Annotated in this window: 17 protein-coding genes; 11 read left to right on the forward strand and 6 right to left on the reverse strand. The window is 57.3% G+C overall.

Annotated features, from left to right (window positions below):
* Positions 1 to 70 precede the first annotated feature (70 nt).
* Together uvrD and GFN93_RS03185 are read left to right on the forward strand one after the other, a co-directional pair.
* Positions 71 to 2,233: a DNA helicase II gene (gene uvrD / locus GFN93_RS03180; protein WP_153498963.1), complete on the forward strand. Its 2,163-nt coding sequence runs from the start codon at positions 71 to 73 to the stop codon at positions 2,231 to 2,233.
* A 114-nt stretch (positions 2,234 to 2,347) separates the two neighbouring features.
* Positions 2,348 to 3,487, forward strand: coding sequence for a TRAP transporter substrate-binding protein (locus GFN93_RS03185; protein ID WP_153498964.1), 1,140 nt, complete (start codon positions 2,348 to 2,350; stop codon positions 3,485 to 3,487).
* 127 nt (positions 3,488 to 3,614) lie between these two features.
* Here the strand turns inward: GFN93_RS03185 and GFN93_RS03190 are convergent, their stop codons facing one another.
* From GFN93_RS03190 to GFN93_RS03200, 3 genes are read right to left on the reverse strand one after another with little or no spacing between them, the layout of a single operon-like run.
* Positions 3,615 to 4,010, reverse strand: a complete 396-nt coding sequence (locus GFN93_RS03190) for an acyl-CoA thioesterase (RefSeq protein WP_153498965.1) — start codon at positions 4,008 to 4,010, stop codon at positions 3,615 to 3,617.
* A gap of 29 nt (positions 4,011 to 4,039) precedes the next feature.
* On the reverse strand, positions 4,040 to 5,410 hold the full coding sequence (locus GFN93_RS03195; protein WP_153501796.1) for a TRAP transporter large permease: 1,371 nt from the start codon (positions 5,408 to 5,410) through the stop codon (positions 4,040 to 4,042).
* Entirely contained in the window at positions 5,410 to 5,955 is a 546-nt protein-coding gene (locus GFN93_RS03200; RefSeq protein ID WP_153498966.1) for a TRAP transporter small permease subunit, read from the reverse strand. Before GFN93_RS03200 ends, GFN93_RS03195 begins: the two co-directional genes overlap by 1 nt.
* Positions 5,956 to 6,219: 264 nt before the next feature.
* Here GFN93_RS03200 and GFN93_RS03205 point away from each other — a divergent pair, with 264 nt between their 5' ends.
* The 9 genes from GFN93_RS03205 (at position 6,220) to arsH (ending at position 14,791) form a co-directional block, all read left to right on the forward strand.
* Positions 6,220 to 7,287, forward strand: a complete 1,068-nt coding sequence (locus GFN93_RS03205) for a PstS family phosphate ABC transporter substrate-binding protein (RefSeq protein WP_328594191.1) — start codon at positions 6,220 to 6,222, stop codon at positions 7,285 to 7,287.
* Positions 7,288 to 7,450: 163 nt separating this feature from the next.
* On the forward strand, positions 7,451 to 8,839 hold the full coding sequence (gene pstC, locus GFN93_RS03210; protein ID WP_153498967.1) for a phosphate ABC transporter permease subunit PstC: 1,389 nt from the start codon (positions 7,451 to 7,453) through the stop codon (positions 8,837 to 8,839).
* 11 nt (positions 8,840 to 8,850) lie between these two features.
* Positions 8,851 to 10,119: a phosphate ABC transporter permease PstA gene (pstA, locus tag GFN93_RS03215; RefSeq protein ID WP_153498968.1), complete on the forward strand. Its 1,269-nt coding sequence runs from the start codon at positions 8,851 to 8,853 to the stop codon at positions 10,117 to 10,119.
* Positions 10,120 to 10,190: 71 nt separating this feature from the next.
* Complete coding sequence (gene pstB / locus GFN93_RS03220; protein ID WP_235901915.1) at positions 10,191 to 11,033, forward strand: phosphate ABC transporter ATP-binding protein PstB; 843 nt, start codon at positions 10,191 to 10,193, stop codon at positions 11,031 to 11,033.
* Positions 11,034 to 11,049: 16 nt separating this feature from the next.
* Entirely contained in the window at positions 11,050 to 11,763 is a 714-nt protein-coding gene (phoU, locus tag GFN93_RS03225) for a phosphate signaling complex protein PhoU (protein WP_153498970.1), read from the forward strand.
* A gap of 309 nt (positions 11,764 to 12,072) precedes the next feature.
* Entirely contained in the window at positions 12,073 to 12,393 is a 321-nt protein-coding gene (locus tag GFN93_RS03230) for an ArsR/SmtB family transcription factor (protein WP_153498971.1), read from the forward strand.
* Between the two features lies 1 nt (position 12,394).
* Positions 12,395 to 12,892, forward strand: a complete 498-nt coding sequence (locus GFN93_RS03235; protein WP_153498972.1) for an arsenate reductase ArsC — start codon at positions 12,395 to 12,397, stop codon at positions 12,890 to 12,892.
* Positions 12,892 to 13,911 (forward strand): ACR3 family arsenite efflux transporter, encoded by a 1,020-nt coding sequence (gene arsB, locus GFN93_RS03240; RefSeq protein WP_153498973.1) that lies wholly within the window; start codon positions 12,892 to 12,894, stop codon positions 13,909 to 13,911. The genes GFN93_RS03235 and arsB overlap by 1 nt, the downstream gene beginning before the upstream one ends.
* Before the next feature lie 169 nt (positions 13,912 to 14,080).
* Positions 14,081 to 14,791: an arsenical resistance protein ArsH gene (gene arsH / locus GFN93_RS03245; RefSeq protein ID WP_153498974.1), complete on the forward strand. Its 711-nt coding sequence runs from the start codon at positions 14,081 to 14,083 to the stop codon at positions 14,789 to 14,791.
* Between the two features lie 6 nt (positions 14,792 to 14,797).
* On the opposite strand, the gene GFN93_RS03250 is transcribed toward arsH, so the two are convergent.
* The 3 genes from GFN93_RS03250 to GFN93_RS03260 form a co-directional block, all read right to left on the reverse strand.
* Entirely contained in the window at positions 14,798 to 15,715 is a 918-nt protein-coding gene (locus GFN93_RS03250; RefSeq protein WP_153498975.1) for a glutathione S-transferase C-terminal domain-containing protein, read from the reverse strand.
* A gap of 109 nt (positions 15,716 to 15,824) precedes the next feature.
* The gene (gene trxC, locus GFN93_RS03255; protein WP_235901629.1) at positions 15,825 to 16,259 is read right to left on the reverse strand and encodes a thioredoxin TrxC; all 435 of its coding nucleotides are present in this window, start codon (positions 16,257 to 16,259) and stop codon (positions 15,825 to 15,827) included.
* Between the two features lie 54 nt (positions 16,260 to 16,313).
* Positions 16,314 to 17,498 carry a hypothetical protein gene (locus GFN93_RS03260; protein ID WP_153498976.1) on the reverse strand — a complete coding sequence of 395 codons (1,185 nt, stop codon included), beginning with the start codon at positions 17,496 to 17,498 and terminating at the stop codon, positions 16,314 to 16,316.
* Positions 17,499 to 17,511 lie beyond the last annotated feature (13 nt).

Raw genomic sequence — 17,511 nt, forward strand, 5'->3', positions numbered from 1 at the left:
TCTGTATAGAGATTGCTACCGGTGGGATTGAGGAGTCCTCGCGGGCTACATTCTGCTAAACTGCCGCGCCATGGATGACGTGACTTCCCTTATAGATGGTTTGAACCCGGCCCAGCGCGATGCGGTGGCAGCCGATGATCGCCATTTGCTGGTGCTGGCCGGTGCAGGCTCGGGCAAGACCCGGGTACTGGTGCACCGCATCGCCTGGCAGATTGCCACCGAGCAGGCCTCGCCGTTTGGCATTCTGGCGGTAACTTTTACCAACAAGGCGGCGGCCGAGATGCGCGGGCGGATCGAGCAGCTGCTGGATATGTCGGCCGAAGGCATGTGGGTGGGTACCTTCCACAGCATTGCCCACCGCCTGCTGCGTTCTCACTGGCAGGAGGCCGGCTTGCCTCAGGGTTTCGAGATCATCGACGCCGATGACCAGCAGCGACTGGTCAAACGGGTGATCAAGGAGCTGGGGCTGGATGAGCAGCGCTGGCCGGCGCGCCAGGCCACCTGGTTCATTAACAGTCAGAAGGACGAAGGTCTGCGCGCCAGGCATATGGATGCCAATGGCGACCTGTTTGTCCAGACCATGCAGAAGATCTACTACGGCTACGAAGAAGCCTGCGAGCGCGGTGGCTTGGTGGACTTCAACGAAATGCTGTTGCGGGTGCTGGAACTGTTCCGCGATAACGACAGTCTGCGTGGCCACTATCAGCGCCGCTTCCGGCATATCCTGGTCGACGAGTTCCAGGATACCAACAGCATCCAGTACGCCTGGCTGCGGCTGCTGGCCTATGAAGACAACGCCGTGACCATCGTTGGCGACGATGACCAGTCCATTTATGGCTGGCGTGGCGCCAAGATCGAGAATATTCACAAGTTCAGCCGCGACTTCCCGGACACCCGCACCATCCGCCTGGAGCAGAATTACCGCTCCACCGGCACCATTCTCAAGGCCGCCAATGCGGTGATCGACAACAACAGCGATCGTCTTGGCAAGGAGCTGTGGACCGAGGGCGGTGATGGTGACCCCATCCGGCTGTACTCCGGATTCAATGAAGTGGATGAAGCCCGCTTCATTGCCGGGCGCGTGGACAAGCTGTTCCAGGAAGGTACGGCGCGTAGCGAGATGGCGGTGCTGTATCGCTCCAATGCCCAGTCCCGTGTGCTGGAAGAAGCCTTCCTGCAAGCCGGGATTCCCTACCGTATTTATGGCGGCCAACGCTTCTTCGAGCGACTCGAGATCAAGAACGCGCTGGCCTACCTGCGCCTGATCAGCAATCGTCATGCGGATGCCGCTTTTGAGCGGGCAGTCAATACCCCCACCCGCGGGATCGGCAACAAGACCCTGGAAACCCTGCGCGAGGTGGCCCAGGCGCGCCGCTGCTCCCTCTGGGACGCGGGACAGGCCATTGTTAGTGAGCAGTTGCTGACTGCTCGTGCCATCAATGCCTTGGCGTTGTTCCTTAATCTGGTTGAGCAGCTGGCGCAGCAATGTGAAGGGCTGAATCTGGGTGAGACGGCCGAACACGTCATCGAGGCCAGTGGCCTGGTGGCCTTCCACGGCAAGGAAAAAGGCGAGAAAGGCCAGCAGCGTCAGGAAAACCTTCGCGAGCTGGTTTCGGCTACCCGCGAGTTTGGTGAAGAAGACGAAGATTCCGAAATGGACTCCCTCACGGCCTTCCTTGATCATGCGGCCCTGGAGTCTGGTGAAGGTCAGGCCGATGCCCATGAGGATGCGGTGCAGATGATGACCCTGCACTCCGCCAAGGGGCTGGAATTCCCGGTAGTCTTTATCTGTGGCATGGAGGAGGGGCTGTTCCCTCACCAGCGCTCCAGTGAAGACCCGAGCGGCCTCGCTGAAGAGCGCCGTCTCTGCTATGTGGGCCTGACTCGTGCCATGCGCGAGCTGTACCTGACCCACGCGGAAAGCCGGCGCCTGTACGGTAACGAGAATTACAACCCGCCCAGCCGTTTCTTGCGCGAGATACCCGCAGACGCCATGGAAGAGATCCGCGCCCGTGCCGGCTACAGCCGTCCCATGGGCGGCGCGGCCAAGCCGATCCGGGAAACCGAATCCAACGGTATCGTGCTGGGCGCCCGGGTGCTGCATCCCAAATTCGGGGAGGGCACCGTGCTGCACTTTGAGGGCCAGGGCCCCAATGCGCGGCTGCAGATCAATTTTGATGGTGCGGGTACCAAATGGCTGGTCAGCCAGTACGCGCGTCTGGAAGTGATATAGGGCCTTCGGCCCGCCTGAAGCAGGACGCTGGATGCCTGACGCCAGTATTGTCAGGCCACAACAAATAACCCGAAAGCGGCAGATCACTGCCGCCCTTTATCGGAGGAAGAAAAATTGGATCGTCGTAAATTCGTTTCTGCCCTGGGACTGGGGCTGGGCGGGCTGGCACTGGCCGGTTGCGAACAGAAAGATTGCCCTCCGGCGGACGGTCAGCAGGGCAGCGTTGAGCCGGACAACAAGAAGCCGGTTCCGCAAACCTATGAATGGAAGATGGTGACCACCTGGCCGAAGAACTACCCGGGCCTGGGTGCCGGTGCCAACCGTTTTGCCAAGCGGGTGGAAGAGATGTCTGCCGGGCGTATCAGGATCAAGGTCTACGGGGCCAAAGAACTGGTGCCGGCCTTCGAGGTGTTCGATGCCGTCCGGCAGGGTAGCGCAGAGATGGGCCATGGCGCGGCCTACTACTGGAAGGGCAAGCACCCGGCTACTCCGTTTTTCACCGCGGTGCCGTTTGGTCTGACCGCCCAGGAAATGAACGGCTGGCTGCACCACGGTGGCGGCCAGGAGCTGTGGGATGATCTCTATGCCCAGTTCAACCTGAAACCGTTTGCCTGTGGCAATACGGGCACCCAGATGGCTGGCTGGTTCAACAAGGAAATCAACAGCATCGAAGACATGAAAGGGCTGAAGATGCGTATGCCGGGCCTGGCGGGTGAAGTGTTGGCCAAGGTCGGTGCGACACCAGTGCAGCTGCCCGGTGCGGAAGTGTTCACTTCCCTGCAGACGGGTGCCATTGATGCCGCCGACTGGGTTGGGCCTTACAACGATCTGACCTTTGGCCTGCATCGCGTAGCCGAGTACTACTACTACCCGGGCTGGCAGGAGCCGGGCCCTACCCTGGAACTGACCATCAACAAGCAGGTGTGGGACAGCCTGCCGGCGGACCTGCAGGCGATTATTCGCTATGCGGCCCAGTCCGAAAACCAGGATATGCTTGATGAATACACCGCACGCAACAATGCTGCGCTCAATGAGCTGATCGGCAAGCACGGGGTGAAATTGCGTCGTTTGCCTGACGATGTACTCAAGGCATTGAAGGTGGCAAGCGACGAGGTGGTAGAAGCACTGGTGGCGGACAACAAGGACGCCCGCAAGGTGTACGAGTCCTACCGCAAATTCCGTGATGAATCCGTTCAGTATATGGGCGTGGCAGAGCAGCCCTACCTGAATGTGCGTAGTGAGCTGGAAGGCTGATAGACGCAGGCGAGGTAAGGGTTACAGAAGCGAGTGACGAGTTTCGAGTTGCGAAAACCCCCATCGTTATGGGGCGGTGTTCAGATTTTCGAAACTCGCTTCTCGACACTCGAAACTGATTTTGAAACTAGTCCCGCGGTACCGCCCGGGTGCGCCCGGTGTCATCAATCGCGACAAAGGTGAAATGCCCTTCGGTCACTTTCGACAGGGTGCCGGTATCCTCACGAATCCATACTTCCACCAGAATCTGCATGGAGCTGCGTCCGATGTCTTGCAGCTGGGTGTAGCAGCTGACCACGGCACCGATCGGTACGGGGCGCAGAAAGGCCATGGAATCAATGGCAACCGTAGCTACCCGGCCACGGGCTTTCTTGCGAGCAGTGACTGCGCCGGCCAGATCCATCTGAGACACCAGCCAGCCACCAAAGATATCGCCATTCCAGTTGGAGTCCTGGGGCATGGCGATGGTCTGGATGGCCAGTTCGCCAATCGGTTGCGGTGAGTCGTCAGTATGATTAGTCATCTTTATTATCCGTAATTGTCAGGCTGACGTTAGCCGTACAGCTGTTCAGGTAGCCAGGTTGCCAGTGCCGGGAACATAGCCAATATGGCCAGCATCAGCAGTTGTATCAAGATAAACGGCACTACACCCTGATAAATCTGGCCGGTCTGGACCTCCGCTGGCGCGACGCCGCGCAAATAGAACAGCGCGAAACCGAAGGGAGGCGTCAGAAACGATGTCTGCAAGTTCAGGGCCAGCATTACCCCCAACCATACCGGGTCGAGCCCCATGGCGAGGAGTACCGGTCCGACAATCGGCACCACCACAAAGGTGATCTCGATAAAGTCGAGGATAAAGCCAAGCAGAAAAATCAGCAGCATGACCATCAGGGTGGCGCCGATCACTCCGCCGGGCATGGCGTCGAACAGGTGGTGTACTGCCTCTTCGCCACCAAACCCCCGGAATACCAACGAAAACAGGCTGGCACCGATCAGGATCATGAACACCATGGCGGTGACCCGGCTGGTGGAGCGCACCACTTCCTGCAGGATGGCCAGGTTCAGGCGCCGGTTGAAGGCTGCCAGCAGCAGGGCGCCGAATGCGCCGACACCGGCGGCCTCAGTGGGGGTGGCCTTGCCAGTGAGAATAGAGCCCAGCACAGCAAGAATCAGTAGCAGCGGCGGAACCAGCCCCTTGAGCACGGTGCCCCAGCCTGATGCGGTGTTCTGGTCGGTGGGCATGGCTGGCGCCAAATGCGGCTTCCACAGGCTCACCCCCAATACATAAAGCAGATACAGCCCGACCAGCATCAGGCCGGGGATCAGGGCGCCGACAAACAGGTCGCCCACGGACACGGTATCCAGCGACCACAGGCCCTGCTTGAGCTGGGCTTCCTGGTAGGCGTTGCCAAGCACATCCCCCAGTAGCACCAGGGCGATGGAAGGGGGAATGATCTGGCCCAGGGTACCGGTGGCGCAAATCAGGCCAGTGGAGAGCTGTGGCTGGTAGCCCTGTTTGAGCATGGTGGGCAGGGACAGCAGGCCCATGGTCACCACGGTGGCGCCCACAATGCCGGTGCTGGCGGCCAGCAGGGCGCCCACCAGAATGATGGCAATGCCCATGCCGCCCGGCAGCGGGCCGAACAGGCGGCCCATGCTCGACAGCAGGTTTTCGGCCACCCGGGACTTCTCCAGCATCACCCCCATGAACACAAACAATGGCACGGCCATCAGGGTGGTGTTCTCGATAATGCCGAACAGGCGGTTGGGGACAAAGGTGAGGTCGGCCGGGTTGAAGCCGCCCAGCGCCATGCCGGCACCGGCAAACAGCAGCGCGGTCCCTCCCAGGGCGAAGGCCACCGGGTAACCACTGAGCAGTACCAGGCAGACCACGACAAACATCAGCAGGGGGATCCACTCCATCACAAATGGTCCTCCGGATGCTTGCTGGGCTGGTCCACTTGGGTGCCCAGCAATACCAGCAACTGCCGCAGGCCGTCGGCCAGCGCCTGAATACTGAGCAATGCTGGCAGCACCAGTAACAGGGATTTGAGCAAATAGACGAAGGGCAGGCCGCCATTGGCGGAGCCTTCCTGCTGGCGCCAGCTGCTCCCAACATAGTCCAGTGACAGCCAGAAGATCGCCGCACACATGGGTAGCAGCAGGAACAGGGTGCCGAGCAGGTTGATCCAGGCTTTGGTCCGTGGCGAAAAGCGCTGGTACAGCACATCCACGCGGACATGCTCGTCCTCGGCCAGCGTATAGGCGATGGCGAGCATGAACAGGCTGCCGTGCAGATAGGTCAGCGATTCCTGAAGGGCAATGTTACCGATGCCAAAGCCGTAGCGAAGGGCCACCACCAGTACCATCCCCAGTACCAACAGCAGGGCCAGCCAGGCGGAGGCCTGCCCGATGCGGGTGGTGAAGCCGGTCAGCCTGCGCTGCCAGCGTAATAATGTTGTTGTCATAGTTTTCCAGGCACCCTTCAGGCTGCCGGTAAATCCGCGAAAGGGCGCATTATACGGGGCTTTCAGACTGATTTCAGCCTAAGGATCATGGCGTGCCGGGAGAGAGAAAAAACCGGAAATCCCGGCTTCCTGTAATGTGGCTGTCACATTGCCTCTCTAGGATGCGTCGTGCTGAGACATGAACTGGCTATTTACAGTTAGAAAAAACCGGGGTGGATCCAATAATCAACATCGCCGGTTCCATGTGTAACCTGGAGGCTTATTGTGAACTTCAAGATTAAAGCAACTCTTGCTGGCGTCGCTGCCGCTCTGGCCTTTGCCAGCGCTCCGGCCACTGCCGACACCCGTGATTACATTTCCATCGTGGGTTCTTCTACCGTATACCCGTTCGCTACCACTGTGGCTGAGCGTTTTGGTCGCGGTTCCAACAACTCGACCCCGAAAATCGAATCCACTGGTTCCGGCGGCGGCATGAAGCTGTTTTGCGCCGGCGTGGGCACCCAGCACCCGGACATCACCAATGCGTCTCGTCGCATGAAGAAGTCCGAGTTTGATCAGTGCCAGGAAAATGGCGTCAAGGACATCACTGAAGTGGTAGTCGGTTACGACGGCATCGTGTTCGCCAACTCTGCCAAAGGCGAGCACATGGATGTTACCCTGCGTGATCTGTTCCTGGCCCTGGCCAAGGAAGTTCCGGATCCGAAGGGTGGCGAGAAGCTGGTAGCCAACCCCTACAAGACCTGGAAAGAAGTGAACCCGGCCCTGCCGAACACCAAGATCGAGGTTCTCGGTCCGCCGCCCACTTCCGGTACTCGTGACGCGTTCAACGAGCTGGCCATTGAAGGTGGCTGCAAGACTTTCTCCTGGCTGAAAGACATGAAGAAGCAGGACAAGTCCAAGTACAAGGCAATCTGTCGCAGCATCCGTGAAGATGGTGCCTATGTAGAAGCTGGCGAGAACGACAACCTGATCGTTCAGAAGCTGGAGAAGAACCCGGACGCCTTCGGTGTATTCGGTTTCTCCTTCCTGGATCAGAACCGTGGCAAGGTACAGGGCGCTAACGTAGGTGGCGTAGCGCCGACCTTCGACAGCATCGCTTCTGGCGACTACCCGGTATCCCGTTCCCTGTACTTCTACGTGAAGAAAGCCCACGTCGGTGTAGTACCGGGCATCAAGGGTTACGTGAAAGAGTTCACCAGCGAGAAAGCCTGGGGCGAGGAAGGTTACCTGGCTGAGAAGGGCATGATTCCGCTGAGCGATGATCTGCGCAAGGACATGATGGCCCAGGCCCGCAGCCTGAAGTCCATGACCGGCGAAGAAGGTCTGCACTAAGCACTGAGTCAGGAAGAGAAAAACAAGCAAGGATGCTTTGGCCCGGTGGCGATTTCGCCACCGGGCTTTTTAACCAACAATTGAATTTATGACATTTTTTTTGCAGTAAGGGATTCGTCACTTTCGTTGCCTTTACTGGAGAGAAACCTAATCGGAGAACACCATGGAAACCGGTAATCTGCTGTTGCTACTGGTGGTGATGATCGCGGGGGCCTATTACCTGGGGCATCGCCGATCCTTTACCCTGGCGCGGCCGTTGGGTGGCATCCGCCATCTGCACTCCTTGCCGTTCTACTACGCCATGCGCACGGCCATCTGGTGTGCCATTCCTGCGCTGGCGGTGCTGGGTGCGTGGCTGATTTTTGATGACACCCTGATTCGGATCATGGTGATGGACAGTCTGCCGGCAGACAGTCTGCCTGCTGATGCATCGTCGGCCAACTTGCTGCTCAACCAGATTGGCAACGTGGCCAGCGGCGCCATTGCGGCCAGTGAAGTGCCTGCGGCGGTGGCGGCAGCGGCAGAAAAGCTGAATAACCTGCGTTCGCTGAACAGCATGGCAGTGGCTGTTGTGGTGATTGTGGTGGCCATGCTGGGCACCGCCTGGGGCTGGGTGAAGATCTCTCCACAGATGCGCGCCCGTCAGCAGGTTGAAAAAGTGCTGCAGACGATGTTCATGCTTAGCGCCACCATCGCGATTCTGACCACCGTCGGTATTCTCATGTCGGTGATGTTTGAATCCATTCGCTTCTTCGGCAAGGTGCCGGCCACCGAATTCCTGTTTGGTCTGCAATGGAGTCCGCAAACGGCCTTGCGTGCTGACCAGGTGGCCTCAGAAGGGGCCTTCGGTGCCATTCCGCTGTTTATGGGCACCTTGCTCATTTCTGCCATCGCCCTGTTGGTGGCGGTACCGGTGGGTCTGATGTCTGCCATCTATCTGGCGGAATATGCGCCGGCAAAAGTACGCTCCTTTGCCAAGCCGGCTCTGGAAGTGCTGGCCGGGGTGCCGACGGTGGTCTATGGCTTCTTTGCTGCTTTGACGGTGGCGCCGGTGATCCGTCAGATCGGTGAATCCCTTGGTTTGAATGTGGCGTCGGAGTCGGCGCTGGCGGCAGGGCTGGTGATGGGGGTCATGATCATCCCCTTCGTTTCTTCTCTGGCGGATGATGTGATCACGGCCGTGCCGGGTGCCATGCGGGATGCGTCGCTTGGGCTGGGTGCCACCCGTTCTGAAACCATCAAGAAAGTCATTTTCCCGGCAGCCCTGCCGGGGATCATGGGCGGCATTCTGCTGGCTGCGTCGCGGGCTATCGGTGAAACCATGATCGTGGTCATGGCGGCGGGTCTGGCAGCCAACCTGACCGTGAACCCGCTGGAAGCGGTGACCACGGTGACGGTACAGATCGTGACCCTGCTTACCGGTGACCAGGAATTCGACAGCGCCAAGACGCTGGCAGCATTCGCTCTGGGCCTGATGTTGTTCATTACCACTCTGCTGCTGAACGTGGTTGCGCTTCACATCGTGAAGAAATACCGCGAGCAATACGACTAGGGGAATCTGCCATGAGCAAAACCACTGAACAGGTTCGCAAGTCACTGGCCCGACGCTATCGCGCCGAGCGCCGCTTCAAGGCCTATGGCATGGCGGCCATCGGCTTTGGTCTGATGGCGCTGGTGCTGCTGTTTACCGACATCATTGGCAAGGGGCACAGCGCCTTCTTCGAAAGTTATGTGCAGATGGATGTGACGTTCGACCGTGACACTCTGGACATCATGGATGTGAATGATGATGAAGAGCTGAATTATGCCAACTACGACGGACTGATCCGCAATGCCCTGCGAGAAAAATTTCCCGGAGTCGAGGGTCGCCAGGAAAAGCGTGAGCTCTATGGCCTGGTCAGCACGGGTGCAGGCTACCAGTTGCGTGACATGCTGCGTGATGATCGAAAATTGCTGGGCCAGACACGCACGCTGTGGTTGCTGGCGGATGATGATGTGGATGTATTCGTCAAATCCGGTAGCGATGATCGTCTCGAGTCGCGTTTGAGCGAAAACCAGAAAACCTGGATTGAAACTTTTGAAGCCGAGGACAAGCTCGAGCTCCAGTGGAACCAGTCCCTGTTCACCCATGGCGATTCCCGCGAGCCGGAAATGGCTGGGATTCGCGGTGCCATCGCCGGCTCTTTCTTTACCATGCTGGTCACGTTGATGTTGAGTTTTCCCATCGGCGTGGCAGCGGCGATCTATCTGGAAGAGTTTGCACCGAAGAACAGGTTCACGGACTTCATCGAGGTCAACATCAACAACCTGGCCGCGGTGCCCTCCATTATCTTCGGTCTGCTCGGCCTGGCGGTGATCATCGGTCTGTTCGGGATGCCTCGCTCCGTGCCGCTGGTGGGCGGGATCGTGCTCACTCTGATGACCTTGCCGACCATCATTATTTCCAGTCGTGCCGCCATCAAGGCGGTGCCCCCGAGCATTCGTCAGGCGGCCATGGGGTTGGGTGCCTCCAACATGCAGGTCGTGCTGCACCACGTGTTGCCGTTGGCGCTGCCGGGCATGCTCACCGGCGCCATCATCGGTATGGCCCAGGCACTGGGGGAAACCGCCCCGTTGCTGATGATTGGCATGGTGGCCTTTATTGTGGATGTGCCCGCCGGGCCGCTGGATCCTGCCACGGTGTTGCCGGTTCAGATTTACCTGTGGGCAGATAGCCCGGAGCAGTCCTTCGTGGCGCTGACTTCCGCCGCCATCATGGTACTGCTGACGTTCCTGATCGCCATGAATACGTTGGCGGTGTTCCTGCGCAAGCGCCTTGAGCGGCGCTGGTAACAATGAGTGTTAACGGGACTTGAATCATGGATACTGCACAAAAGATTGACGACAAGACGCCGCGCAGCGAGATGCCGGCCAGCCAGATTGAAGGTGAACAGGCAATGGACAACACTACCCGCTACCCGGATCAGACCGTGGGAACCCCCTATGTAGAAAACCCCAAGATGCGCATGCGCGATGTGGACGTTTTCTACGGCGAAAAGCAGGCCATCCACGGTGTCAGTCTGGATATCGGCAAGAACGAAGTGGTGGCACTGATCGGCCCGTCTGGCTGTGGTAAATCCACCTTCCTGCGTTGCCTGAACCGCATGAACGACACCATCGACATCTGTCAGGTGAAGGGCAACCTGCATCTGGAAGATCAGGATCTTTACGACCCCAAACTGGACGTGGTGGAGCTGCGTGCCCGTGTCGGCATGGTGTTCCAGAAACCCAACCCGTTTCCCAAATCCATTTATGACAACGTGGCCTATGGGCCGCGCATCCACGGCCTGGCCAACAGAAAATATGATCTGGATGAGATCGTGGAAACCAGTCTGCGCAAGGCGGGTCTGTGGGATGAAGTGAAGGACCGCCTGCATTCGCCGGGCACCGGTTTGTCCGGTGGTCAGCAACAGCGTCTGTGTATTGCCCGCACTATCGCGGTAAGCCCGGAAGTGGTGTTGATGGATGAGCCCTGTTCTGCACTCGATCCCATTGCTACGGCCAAGATTGAAGAGCTGATTGCCGAGCTGAGTGAGTCATACACCATTGCCATCGTGACCCACTCCATGCAACAGGCCGCGCGGGTTTCCAATCGCACTGCCTACTTCCACCTGGGTCGTCTGGTGGAAATGAATGACACTGAGACCGTGTTCACCAAGCCCGAGCACGATCTGACAGAAGCTTACATCACCGGCCGCTTCGGTTAAGGACAAGGAGACCCCCATGGATCGCATGCATTTTGGTGAGCACAGCTCATCCCAGTTCAACGAAGCGCTGGAATCCATCCGCAACAACCTGATGGAAATGGGTGGCCTGGTGGAGAAACAGGTGGTGGATGCCCTCCAGTCCCTGCTGCAAGCCGACTCCGCGCTGGCAGAAAAAGTGTTGGAAACGGAAGACAAGGTCGACAAGCTGGAAATGCTCATCGACGAGGAATGCACCAAGGTGCTGGCCCTGCGTCAACCGGCCGCTTCCGATCTGCGTTTGATCATCGCCGTGACCAAGGCGGTATCCGATCTGGAGCGCATCGGTGACGAGTCCGCCAAGATTGCCCGCATGGGCCTGCAGCTGGCGGAAGAGGGTGAGTCTCCCCGTGGCTACGTGGAAGTGCGGCATATCGGTAACCACGTGCGCAACATGCTGCGCGATACCCTTGATGCCTTTGCTCGCTTCGATGCCAAGAAGGCACTGGAAGTGGCGGCGGAAGACAAGGAAGTGGATCTGGAATACCGCAGCGCCATGCGCTCACTGGTGACCTTCATGATGGAAGACCCCCGCGCCATTTCGCGGGTGCTCAACATCATTTGGTCCCTGCGTGCGCTTGAGCGTATTGGTGACCACGCCCGCAACATCGGCGAGCAGGTGATTTACCTGGTGGAAGGCAAGGATGTGCGCCACATCAGCGTGGATGAAATCGAAGCGAAGCTGAAGAAATAGACGCTGCACGCAACACGCTTCATGTAGCACGCAAAAACCCGGTCAGCAGGCCGGGTTTTTTGTGCCTCAAAAACGTAGCCGCTGTAGGAGCTCATGCTTGCATGGCGATCCGAGCCTTGGCGAGGAGGAAGTCTCGAAGAACGAGTGTCGAGTTGCGAAAAGTAAACCGCTTTTGATCTTGGAAACTCGAAACTCGAAACTCGAAACTCGAAACTCGAAACTCGTTCTGTCATAAAACTTTCCCGCGTTGCAGCTTGAAGCTTGCAGCTATAATATCCGTACTTCCGAATATACGAATTCAAAGCCACCATGCTGACTCCGACGCAACTCTGCAAATGCCTGGGCGATGACACGCGCCTGAGCCTGATCTGCCTGCTCCATGGCCAGGGGGAGGTGTGCGTGTGTGATCTGGTAGAGGTCATGCAGGCGCCGCAATCCACGGTGTCTCGCCATCTGGCTCAGTTGCGTCAGTGTCAGCTGGTCATCGCCCGCCGACAGGGCACCTGGATGCACTATCGGATCAATCCCGAGTTGCCCGACTGGGCAAAAAAGAGCCTCAAACAACTGGTGCCTGCGGCGAGAGAGGCGCTGGCACTGAATCAATCCGTCGCTTCCTGCTGTGAGACCTGACATGCAATTGCAACCACTGACCATCCTGGTGCTGTGCACCGGCAACTCCTGCCGTTCCATTATTGGTGAAGCACTGATCAATCACCTGGGCGAAGGGCGTTTTCGCGGCCTGAGTGCAGGCAGTCATCCTACTGGCCAGGTTAATCCGGGTGCGTTGGCGGTGTTGGCCCGTCACGATATTGTTCCTGAAAACCCTGGCTCCAAGTCCATGGATGATCTGGAAGGGGAAGACATCGATCTGATCATTACGGTGTGTGACAGCGCCGCCGGCGAGTCCTGCCCGGTATGGCTGGGTGACACGCCCAAGCTACATTGGGGGCTGCCGGACCCGGCCCACGCCACAGGAACAGACGAACAAATAGCCGCTGCTTTCGAGGCCACCTACCAGCAACTGGAAAGAAGACTGAAGGCATTGTTTGCGGTGTCACTGGATGAGCTCAATCAGAAAGGGCTGGTGCAGTGTGGTGAAGAGATTCATCAGCAGATGGGTGATCTGTAATGGGACTTTTCGAGCGTTACCTGAGCGTCTGGGTAGGGCTGGCCATTGCCGCAGGCGTTGGTCTGGGTTTGTGGATGCCGGATCTGTTTCAGGCCGTGGCCGCGTTTGAATACGCTCATGTGAATCTGGCCGTGGCGGTGTTCATCTGGGTCATGGTTTATCCGATGATGATCCAGATCGACTTCTCGGCAATCAGGCAGGTGGGCAAAAATCCCCGTGGCTTGTTGCTGACACTGGTCATCAACTGGTTGATCAAACCTTTTACGATGGCCGCATTGGGCTGGCTGTTCTTCAAGGTGTTCTTTGCTGGTTGGGTCGAGCCGGAGACCGCCACGGAATACATCGCCGGCATGATTCTGCTCGGCGTGGCGCCCTGTACCGCCATGGTGTTTGTCTGGAGTCAGCTTACCAAGGGAGACGCCAATTACACTCTGGTTCAGGTATCGGTAAACGACATCATCATGGTCTTTGCCTTTGCACCCATTGCGGCCTTGCTGTTGGGTGTCAGTGACATCACGGTGCCCTGGGATACATTGGTGCTGTCAGTCGTGCTGTATGTGCTGCTGCCGCTGATCGCCGGTTTTATCACCCGTCAGTTGTTGGGCAGTGAAGAGCGTGTCGCCGGTTTTGTGCATCATCTCAAGCCGGTGAGTGTTATGGGGCTGCTCGCCACCGTGGTGTTGCTGTTCGGCTTTCAGGCAGAAACGATTATCGCCAAGCCGATGGCGATCGTATTGATTGCCATCCCCCTGCTGATTCAGACCTACGGTATCTTTGCGATTGCTTATTGGGCGGCAAAGCAGCTGCGCCTGAAGCACAACGTGGCAGGGCCGGCATGCCTTATCGGAACCAGTAATTTCTTCGAGTTGGCAGTGGCAGTCGCGATCAGTCTGTTTGGTCTCAATTCGGGTGCTGCGTTGGCCACGGTGGTGGGCGTGCTGGTGGAAGTGCCGGTGATGTTGTCACTGGTGGCTATCGTTAATCGCACCACTCATTGGTTCGAAGAATCCCGGGCCTGACCAGGTAGAAGCTATGCTTGCATGGCGATCACGAGTGGCGGGTACCGAGTACCGAGTTTCGAAAACCAGAACGGCGGAGATGGGCTGGCACCCATTTCCGCCCTGCGGTTTCGTAGGGTGGAAGTTGTCTCGGCAATCACCACCATAGTGTGTGGAGAATAAAAACCCAATGAACGATATCCCGAACCTTGATAAGAACTGTTTCCAGATTCCGACACCGGATGCGGTTTTTCGTGATAAACCGTCATTACACAAACCTCGCATCCTGTTGCTGTATGGATCGCTGCGTGCGCGCTCTTTCAGTCGCCTGGTAGTGCAGGAATCGGCGCGGCTGCTGGAAGCCATGGGAGCGGAAACCAGAATTTTTCATGCTGATGGGTTGCCACTTCCCGACAGCGAAGACGCGGACCATCCCAAGGTTCAGGAGCTGCGTAATCTGGTGTCCTGGAGCGAAGGCATGGTGTGGTGCTCGCCGGAACGTCATGGTGCCATGACGGGCATCATGAAAGCGCAGATCGACTGGATCCCCCTGTCTCTCGGCGCGGTGCGTCCGACTCAGGGCAAGACGCTGGCTGTCATGCAGGTGTGTGGTGGCTCGCAGTCGTTCAATGCGGTGAATCAACTACGCGTGTTGGGCCGATGGATGCGTATGGTGACCATTCCCAACCAGTCTTCCGTACCGAAGGCGTTCCTGGAATTCGATGACAATGATCGTATGAAGCCCTCGGGATACTACGATCGCATCGTGGATGTGATGGAAGAGCTGGTGAAGTTTACCTTCCTTACCCGTGATCGCAGCGACTACCTGGTTGACCGCTATTCAGAGCGCAAGGAAAGTGCAGAAGCGCTCATGAAAAGGGTCAACCAGCGAGACATGTAATCCGCTTTACGGACGAAGACGAAATCCCTCACGGGGAAAATGATTGGCAACTTGACCCACCGCTGGATCCTGGCGAACGACAATCCAGCCTGAAGCGTTGCTCGCCACCAGCGTGCCGGTAACCGGCTCAAGGCCGTAATCATCCGGTGTGATGCTTACACACTGTCCGATCAGATCCCCATCGTCATCACTGACAGGGAGTGTTCGGGGGTTATTGCTCCGGGCAACGTCCAGCGCATCGTCTGCACTGATGGTTGTCGAATGCCCCTGGCCAAAGCCCTTGAGACGATCCATCCACGCATTCACATTTGGGTAGTCCTGCACTACGCGCTGATTGGCCAGGTCCCGCTGAAACCACAGGCTGTGATAGGCAGAAAAATCTCCGGCGTTAGGGCTGTCGCCAAACAGGAAGGGCTGATCGGCAAGCATTGTCTCGAGTCGATCCAGGTGCGCTCGTACCATACGCTTCATTTCTCTGGGGCTCTGTGCTTTGACTTTTGCCTTGCTGCCCATGCGAATTCGGTCCCACAGCAATCTGCCCAAATCCATAATGCTGGATTCTTTCAGTACCTTGCGCAGCAGAGTCAGGTTGCCGGCGGTGATAACGCAAGCAAGAAAAATGTCGAGATCCACCTCGCGAACAAACTGCTGTACTTCCTCAGGGCAATTCTCCATCACCAGTTCCGGCTTGTTGCTGAGGCGTGCAATTTCCCGGCTGATGGTGCGGGTATCGCAAAAGACATCGGCCCCGATCTGCGCAACCGGAATCTTGCGATAGCCACCCGCCAGCGGCGACAGGAGTGGGCGGGGAGGCATTTCCTTCACAATGACGGATTGCCAGTCAAGACCGGCATAGCCGAGCATGGCTCGCACTTTTTCCGAAAAAGGGGAGAGGGGGTAGTGGTGAAGAATGAAGTCTGACATAAGAATGCAAGCCGGAGGTGGTCAGTGAAGCCTGCATCTTCATCAACGACAGTGGAAATGACAAGGCTTGAAGCCGGGAAAAGTCGGCGTAAAGGTCAAGCCACAGGCGCTAGGCGCGTAAGTGTTGATTAAGCCACTGTTCAAACTGGGCTTTGGGAAGGGCGCCTGACAGACGCGCTACTTCCTTGCCGTCTTTCACGATCATTAATGTTGGGATCGAACGGATCTGGAAGCGGGCGGCGGTCTGAGGGCAGGCTTCAGTATCCACTTTGACGAAACGAGCCTGAGTAGCGAAGGCGGCGGCCGTTGACTGAAAAGTGGGGGCGAATTGCTGACAGGGTCCGCACCAGCTGGCCCAGAAATCCAGCACCAATGGCAACCCGTTACGGTCCAGGAGTCGTTGGAAGCTGGCATCGCTGGCAGCGATGGGCTGGCCGTTGAGGAGAAGGGTTTTGCATTTCCCGCATACCGGTCTACTTTGCAGCCGCTCTTCCGGTACGCGATTAATGGCCCCGCAGGAGGGGCAGGTGAGTTCCATGGCCATGTCAGTTACCTGTTATGTTCACTGTTAGAAGCATGGTGGCAGAACCCAGGGTTATCAAGGTGCAGGCACCCATGGCAGGCAGGAGTTTTGCTCAGCCTGGTTCTGCTCTGTCGGGAAACAGATCTGTCGTTCTTTTTCGTTGATCTGAATGGCTGAGGACTCAGGCCAGGGGTTGGGGTGCGCTTCGTCCGGGTGGCGCAGCCACCCCAGCAGCTGGAGCTTTGCATCCAGGTGCGCCATCCGTAGCAGGTAGTGTTTAATGTCGGGCGTTGCCATTTCAAGCAGGTAATTACCGAATGGATTACGCAGAGTTTGACCGAGTGTGGGTTCCTGCATGACATAATGGTCTTCAACGATAACGCTGGCAGGGTTTTCGGAAAGGTCGGCGAAATGAAGCGTGTAAGCCAGATCACGATTGATCATGATGTTGGTTCTCATGCCCATGTTTAAGGCCAGGCGCTCCCATACACTGCTTCCTGAGGAATCCTGGTTGTACTCTTCATTAATCAGGAAAAAAGCGCGGAGACGAAACTCATTCCGCAGCGCAGTCGCGAGACTTTTTTCTTCGTGAGAAAGGCGATAGTCGGAAAGTGAAATATCCATCCCTTCCTGTACCAGCAATGCGGCAAGCTGAAACTTCTCGCTCAGTATTCGTGCAGTGACCAATTTGCCAATGAGGTTGTGATCCTGAGTCAGAAATTCGCGAAGCTGGCTGATCTCGGTTTCAAGGGCGCTGGTTGGATCGGATTGTGATAAAAGCTGTAATGAATGAAGACGTGCAGCTTTGACTAATAATGAGTAATGGGGAAATTCGGCGGTCAGGGAAAGAGGTGTGTTGTCGACATAGTTTCCCGCTGAAAGCAGTTGAAGATAGCGGTCGATCAGAACTTTTTTCTCAACCAGAAGTGACTTTGATTCCTCGATGTGAAGGCGTTGGTTCTGAAGACATTCATACGTGCTGTAATCGCACAGGAGAGGATCATCGTTGAAGCCACCAAAGTGATTGGGTGTCGCTGTTGTCGGTTCAGTGAGGCGTTGATGATAGAGACGCTTTCCTTCTTCCTGCGCGGACAATCCAGGTGCACTGCCAAGCCCTAACAGAATATTGTAGGGCTGGTTTTCAACCTGTGGTTCATCGATCCACTTTTGGGCCACCGGGTTCAGAGGCTCATCGCTGATCCACCAGCCGGTAAAGAAAATCACTCCTGTAAACAAGACAAGGATGATCGCGTTTTTCATGTTTCCCCCTGAA

Origin of the sequence: Alcanivorax sediminis (assembly GCF_009601165.1) — a bacterium.
Classification (GTDB): domain Bacteria; phylum Pseudomonadota; class Gammaproteobacteria; order Pseudomonadales; family Alcanivoracaceae; genus Alcanivorax; species Alcanivorax sediminis.